This is a genomic window from Ectothiorhodospira shaposhnikovii, from assembly GCF_016584105.1.
In the GTDB taxonomy this organism is placed as follows: Bacteria; Pseudomonadota; Gammaproteobacteria; order Ectothiorhodospirales; family Ectothiorhodospiraceae; genus Ectothiorhodospira; species Ectothiorhodospira shaposhnikovii.
The window spans coordinates 1-5,842 of record NZ_NRSM01000059.1; the positions used below are offsets into that span (position 1 = coordinate 1).

Here is a 5,842-nt window from a genome sequence, read left to right on the forward strand (position 1 = left end):
GGTCCGCCAGCGCGAAACAAGGATCAATTGAAACAGAAAGCACTGTCTCATCTTCGCAAACTGCAAAAACTGCCCAAGCGGGTTGCGAGCTATTTCCGGGCTGGATCCATTCAATATGCAGCAGTGTAGCTATTTGATTGCCGGGTTAATAGCAACAAGTTTGAATGGGTTAGAGGCGAGGATCAAATTGGATTTTGGAAAAAGCCTGGCCATGATTGGTATACATACTTCTGCAAAACGTGCGGCACCTCACTCCCAGGCGAAAACGACAAACTACACATGTACATACCTGTTGGGACTGTTACGTCAGGCCATGAAAGCTTGAAAGTAGCACATCATTTATATGTAAACTCAAAATCATCATGGGAAGAAATCGGTGACGCAGGGAAGCAACACCCTGAAGGTTATGAGGACCAAAAACCCTAAACAGATTGGGCGGAGGTCATCCTGTAGCGCGGATCCCGGAAATGCTTTAGTAGAGGATGGATTCAAGATAGGTATTGATAAGGCGAGGCATTAACCCGGCAATCAAATAACTACGCGCCGCGCCATGATTTGATAGATGATGCCAGCCTGCATTAATTGCTTAAAAACCTGACCGATAGCGAGACTAACTATGGTGATTTACTCTGTTGAATGCACCTTCTCAAACCCTGCTGAAGAGAAAGCATGGAATGATTTCTACAGCTTAGAGAAGCTACCAGCCCTGATATCAGTAACAGGATTTCACACATCTCAGCGCTTTAAAGCGTTAACTCAAAATTGCCCAACCTACCTGGCTTTACATACAATAACGGGAAGCGATATTTTAAGTAGCATGAGCTACAGAGAAAACGGTGGCGGTAATTTTGCACGCTGGCAGCGCTTTATCAAGGACTGGCATCGGAATGTGTACGAAGGTCTTGATGTAGCCCCGAACGTTGACGCAAAGAGCTACTTGTTGCTATCCAGCTCAGGTCCGGAGGCGTTGCAAAAGCTGAATACAATTCCACATGAGATACGTGCAACGGCACTGGATAAAAATCCCGAGTTACGCTGGCTATCAGTGGCTTCAAAACTAGACTTTTCCGACTTGATCGGTAGATTACCAGAAGATGTACATCTTTATGAACCAATGGGAGAGCAACTCAGCAAATGAACAGCATATCCTGGGTCCGGACGGGGCGTTTCCTCTGGAGTTCAAAGGACCATGCAACCATGGTGACCTTCAACGCTGGTTACCCAACGAATCGCCAAGGCCGTTTCACCCGGTCGGGCGCATTACGTCCGTTGAGACACGCGGGTCTCTCTCGTTGCCGGAGGTTCGGGCCTTCACCGTGTCTCACCCATTGCGGTGAGCGTTTGGCTACTATGCCGTCTGCTGGCTTCCCCCCGCATCTTTGCGCTCGGGCTTCCTTCAGACATTCCCTCACGGGTTTGCCCTTGCCGTCGGCTAGTAGTTACAGTCGTCCGCAGTGTGGACATCACAGGTACTCCTACGGGGGACTTTCACCCCATCAGTTCATGCCCATGTCGGGCGTACACAAATCAAGGCAGCAGGACGCCAGCGGAGCTGACGCCTCTGCTTGAAGCGTTAAGAGACAAAGACTGTGGAAATCGTTCCTCTGGCTGACAAGAAAGAGTTCATTACGGAGTTGGCGAAACTCCACCATTCAGAGTGGAGGCATTTGAACCCCTCGCTTACACTGGAAGGTCGAACCGAAGCAATTTCCAAAGCTGCAAGACGAGAGGGTATTCCTTCAATCTTTGTTGCTGTTTCAGGGAGTCAGCTTATTGGTTCGGCTGCTCTAGTACAGAACGACATGGACACTAAACCGGATTTATCCCCTTGGCTGGCTGCCGTTTATGTCAAAGAGTCTTTCCGGCATCACGGAATAGCAACTGGATTGATCGCTCGGTGCGAAGCTGAGGCAGTTCGCTCCAGTGCTGATACTTGGTACCTCTATACTGAATTCGCCTCGAAACTTTATGAGAAGCTTGGGTGGCGCCATCTAGAAAGATGCAAATATAAGGGAGTCGCGGTCGATGTTATGTGCAAGCAGATTGCCTCTTAACCGGCGCAGGCACAGCGACGGCCTTTTCGTTGCGGCTGCGCCTCCACTACAAGGCCGCGCGTACTACGGGCGTTAGGCACCGCCCAATATTGCAAACTATGGGAGTTGCAAATGAATGTAGAAATTCTAAGAATTCGGGAGAGAACCCTTGATGGTATGCGCAGTTATATGGAGGCGGTTCTTGAGGATAAAGGCGATCCGGGCTACACCGAGGCGGATATAGAAAAGTGTGGTGAGATACTTGATTCATACATTCAAAGAGTCTCATCCAGTGACCATGGAGACGAACAAGCCGTAATGTCAGTAGTCAAGGACACGGTCTTAGCACTAAACGTATTAAATATGGAGTCTGGCGAATCTCTCATCGAAACAGATCAACGCGAAGACTTGGCTGAATTTATTATCAAAGCAGCTGCTGATGTAGGGGTTGGCAATGGTAAAGATGATCTAACTGAGGAATGGCGCGAGTGGTAACACATCAGCCTAATCGGATAGCCGGGGGTTTTTCTCCCCCGGCCTGCACAACACCCCGCATGCGGGTCCGCACGGGGCGTTTCCTCCGGAGTTCAAAGGACCATGCAACCATGGTGACCTTCAACGCCATAGGTACGTTGGTCCACACTGTGGACATCTCAGATGCTCCAGCAGGAAGCCTTATTGTTGCATGATGCGCAACGCGCTAGCATTGCCTCGTGATCAAATCATTCCGTCACAAAGGACTGAAGCGGTTCTACGCGACTGGCAGTACGTCTGGCATACAGCCGGATCATGCCAAGAAGCTGCGTATGCAGCTGGCTGCTCTGGATACTGCCACTTCGGTGGAAGACATGGACATCCCTGGTTTTCGGCTTCATTCATTGAAGGGAAAGGACAAAGGCCGGTGGTCGATTCGGGTTGACGGAAATTGGCGCATAACGTTCGAATTCCAGGACGGCAACGCCTACATTCTTGATTATGAGGATTATCAATAATGGCCATGCATAATCCGCCGCATCCGGGTGAGTTCATTCGCCAGGTGTATCTGGAGCCTTTCGGTATTAGCTCTCGTCAGCTTGCTTCGAGTCTGGGTGTTTCGCCCTCCACGTTGTCCAGGCTGCTCAAAGGAGACAGTGGTATCAGTCCCGAAATGTCTCTGCGGTTATCCAAGGTTCTTGGGCGTACTCCTGAAAGTTGGCTCGCGATGCAGGATATGTACGATCTTTGGGTGGCCCGCAAAACGGTCAACCTGGATGACATTCACCCTCTGGACTTTGAAGCAGCTTAATCGGATAGCCGGGGGTTTTTCTCCCCAGGCCTCCACAACACCCCACATGCGGGTCTTTCTCGTTGCCGGAGGTTCGGGCCTTCACCGTGTCTCAGCCATTACTGAGCATTGGTCATTCCGGCTCTTTCAGTAAGACCTCAGTTCGACTACCATTCAGTTCGATTCTCGCAGGGACACCAGTCCAGATTGCAGCACTCCTTCGGTACCCCCGCTCCCACTGGCTTTGAACCATGCCGGCATCCATTCATGTTCGTTAAAGAGGCTTTCCACATTGGATATCCCACGTATCTTTAACATTACCGAAAGTGCTCACCGCATTCATAATCCTTTCACGCCAGAAAAGTTCGCCACCCTCGGCGCCGTGTTGCGCCTTGAACCCGGAACTCGTCTGCTCGATCTCGGCAGCGGTTCGGGCGAAATGCTCTGCACCTGGGCACGGGATTTCGGGATTACCGGCATCGGTGTCGATATGAGTCAGTTGTTCAGCCAGCAAGCGAAACTCCGCGCTGAAGAACTCGGTGTCACCGATAAAGTGGAATTCATTCATGGCGATGCTGCCGGCTATGTCGCCGACATCAAGTGCGATGTGGCTGCATGTGTCGGTGCCACATGGATTGGTGGCGGAGTTGCCGGCACCATTGAGCTTTTGGAAAAGAGTCTCAACAGCAACGGGATCATCCTCATCGGTGAACCCTACTGGCGTCAGTTACCGCCGTCGGAAGAGGTTGCCAAGAAGTGCTTTGCCAATTCCATCTCGGACTTTCATGGGCTTCCGGAGCTGGTTGCGTCTTTTGACGAGCTCGGCTACGACGTTGTGGAAATGGTTCTGGCAGATCAGGAAGGTTGGGACCGATACGAGGCGGCCAAATGGCTCACCATGCGCCGGTGGCTTGAAGCGAATCCCGATGACGACTTTGCACAAGAGATTCGATCCCAGCTGAATGACGCCCCCAGGCGCCACGTCGCATACACGCGTGAGTACCTTGGATGGGGGGTATTCGCTCTGATGGCACGGTGATGAGGGTCCGGCAATCCGGATAGTTTGAGGAACCTCGGGAGCACATGGCGATCATCGCCATGTGCTTTCGGCAGCTGGAGAGTGGGCTGCCGATATCCCGAAAACATGTTTGTCGGTTAATCTCTTTTCCGAGCCTCATCCCACGCCTCCGATCCGGTGCCTCATGCTCTTCACCTGCCCTGCCTGCAAGCGGAAGACCATCTTTTTCCCCACCGTGCTATTGCATGTCTGGGGCAGGTGGCCCCACTCCGCGGCCAACCGGTTCGAGTGTACCCATTGCCACGCGGAACTGACCTGCTACTACTCGCCGGTACCCTTCCTTTTGCTCGGCGCCATCCTGCAGATCCTGATTCTGCAAAGCGGCGCAATCAGGGATCTCTGGATGGGGGCGCTGATCGCGGCCGGGCTGGCGTTGTTCTTCTTCCCCATCCGGGAGGCGTCGAACATGTCGCTTCTTTTCCATCGTTTTCCGGTGCGCCAGTTCAAAAATCCCTTCGATCAGGGCTTTTACTACATTGAGAGCAGGTTGCTGTCGCAGTTGGTGTTCGTGCTGGTGGCCGGGCTCACGCTGAAGTCGCTGGTTCAGGCCAACCCCGGGGCACAGGCCCATGCGGGCTCGATGGTGTTTCTGCTGTTGGCGGGGGTGGTGGGCCTGGCTGCCGCTATTGCCTATGGCTTTGCCATCTATCGGATCGGTCGGCATGGCACGCTGCCGCGGGTCGGTGTGAATGTGGCGCTGATGATCGGGGTGGTGGTGATGGTGTATTTCTGGCGTTAGGGTGGCGGCCCCTTTCACATCGTGGCCACTGGATGGGTTCCCGCTTTCGCGGGAATGACGCGTGTACACGTGATGCCCCGGGGTGAATGCCCCGGAGAGCTCGGTTCGAAGATGCTCCTGATCAGGGCCAGGTGAAAATCATGCCCCGGCAACATGGTTTCCGGATCAGAGTGATTATACTTCCGATATAACCCACTGACCCGGATGTCCTCGCTATGCCCCTACTTCACTCCCTTCGTGCACAGCTGGTCGGCCTCCTGGGTGGAGGTCTGTTGCTGGTCCTGATCGTGGCTGCCGCCTGCTTCCTGGCTCTGGGCCAGGGGCTGGGCCAGTACCGATCCCTGGTGGAAGAAACCATCCGGGTTGCCACCCAGGTGGACGCCGCCAACGTGGAGTTCAAGGTACAGGTGCAGGAATGGAAAAACGTCCTGATTCGCGGGGCCAATCCCGCCAACCATGACCGCTACTGGCGCAGCTTCCAGAACCACGAGGCTCAGGTGCAGCAGCGCCTGGAAGCAGCGGCGGCCACCGCCCGGCAGATGGGCGATACGGACTTGCTGCGCCAGATCGAGGGGCTGAGAACCGAACACCAGCGCATGGGGCAGGCCGGCGGCTGTCAAGGTGGTTGGAACCCGGGTCATGCAGCCTCTAATGAAGCACGAGGATCATTTTGAATTTCAGGGTTGAGCCACACCGGACCCACCGGCGTCCAGTTACGGGTCTCACCG

General features: G+C 53.7%; 8 protein-coding genes and 1 pseudogene. All 9 read left to right on the forward strand.

Annotation, left to right across the window (positions count from 1 at the left end):
* Positions 1–156: 156 nt before the first annotated feature.
* A pseudogene (locus CKO35_RS18595) lies at positions 157–426 on the forward strand (GFA family protein); the annotation flags it as partial.
* A 190-nt stretch (positions 427–616) separates the two neighbouring features.
* Positions 617–1,138 carry a hypothetical protein gene (locus tag CKO35_RS17100; RefSeq protein WP_200177323.1) on the forward strand — a complete coding sequence of 174 codons (522 nt, stop codon included), beginning with the start codon at positions 617–619 and terminating at the stop codon, positions 1,136–1,138.
* Positions 1,139–1,589: 451 nt separating this feature from the next.
* A complete protein-coding gene (locus tag CKO35_RS17105; RefSeq protein WP_200177324.1) occupies positions 1,590–2,054 on the forward strand; it encodes a GNAT family N-acetyltransferase in 465 nt (154 codons plus the stop codon).
* A gap of 111 nt (positions 2,055–2,165) precedes the next feature.
* Positions 2,166–2,528: a hypothetical protein gene (locus tag CKO35_RS17110; RefSeq protein WP_200177325.1), complete on the forward strand. Its 363-nt coding sequence runs from the start codon at positions 2,166–2,168 to the stop codon at positions 2,526–2,528.
* A 218-nt stretch (positions 2,529–2,746) separates the two neighbouring features.
* Positions 2,747–3,025: a type II toxin-antitoxin system RelE/ParE family toxin gene (locus CKO35_RS17115; RefSeq protein ID WP_040852390.1), complete on the forward strand. Its 279-nt coding sequence runs from the start codon at positions 2,747–2,749 to the stop codon at positions 3,023–3,025.
* Entirely contained in the window at positions 3,025–3,318 is a 294-nt protein-coding gene (locus CKO35_RS17120; protein ID WP_006787578.1) for a HigA family addiction module antitoxin, read from the forward strand. The genes CKO35_RS17115 and CKO35_RS17120 overlap by 1 nt, the downstream gene beginning before the upstream one ends.
* 271 nt (positions 3,319–3,589) lie before the next feature.
* A complete protein-coding gene (locus CKO35_RS17125; protein WP_200177326.1) occupies positions 3,590–4,336 on the forward strand; it encodes an SAM-dependent methyltransferase in 747 nt (248 codons plus the stop codon).
* A 163-nt stretch (positions 4,337–4,499) separates the two neighbouring features.
* Entirely contained in the window at positions 4,500–5,114 is a 615-nt protein-coding gene (locus CKO35_RS17130; RefSeq protein ID WP_200177327.1) for a hypothetical protein, read from the forward strand.
* A gap of 215 nt (positions 5,115–5,329) precedes the next feature.
* The gene (locus CKO35_RS17135; RefSeq protein WP_200177328.1) at positions 5,330–5,788 is read left to right on the forward strand and encodes a hypothetical protein; all 459 of its coding nucleotides are present in this window, start codon (positions 5,330–5,332) and stop codon (positions 5,786–5,788) included.
* Positions 5,789–5,842 lie beyond the last annotated feature (54 nt).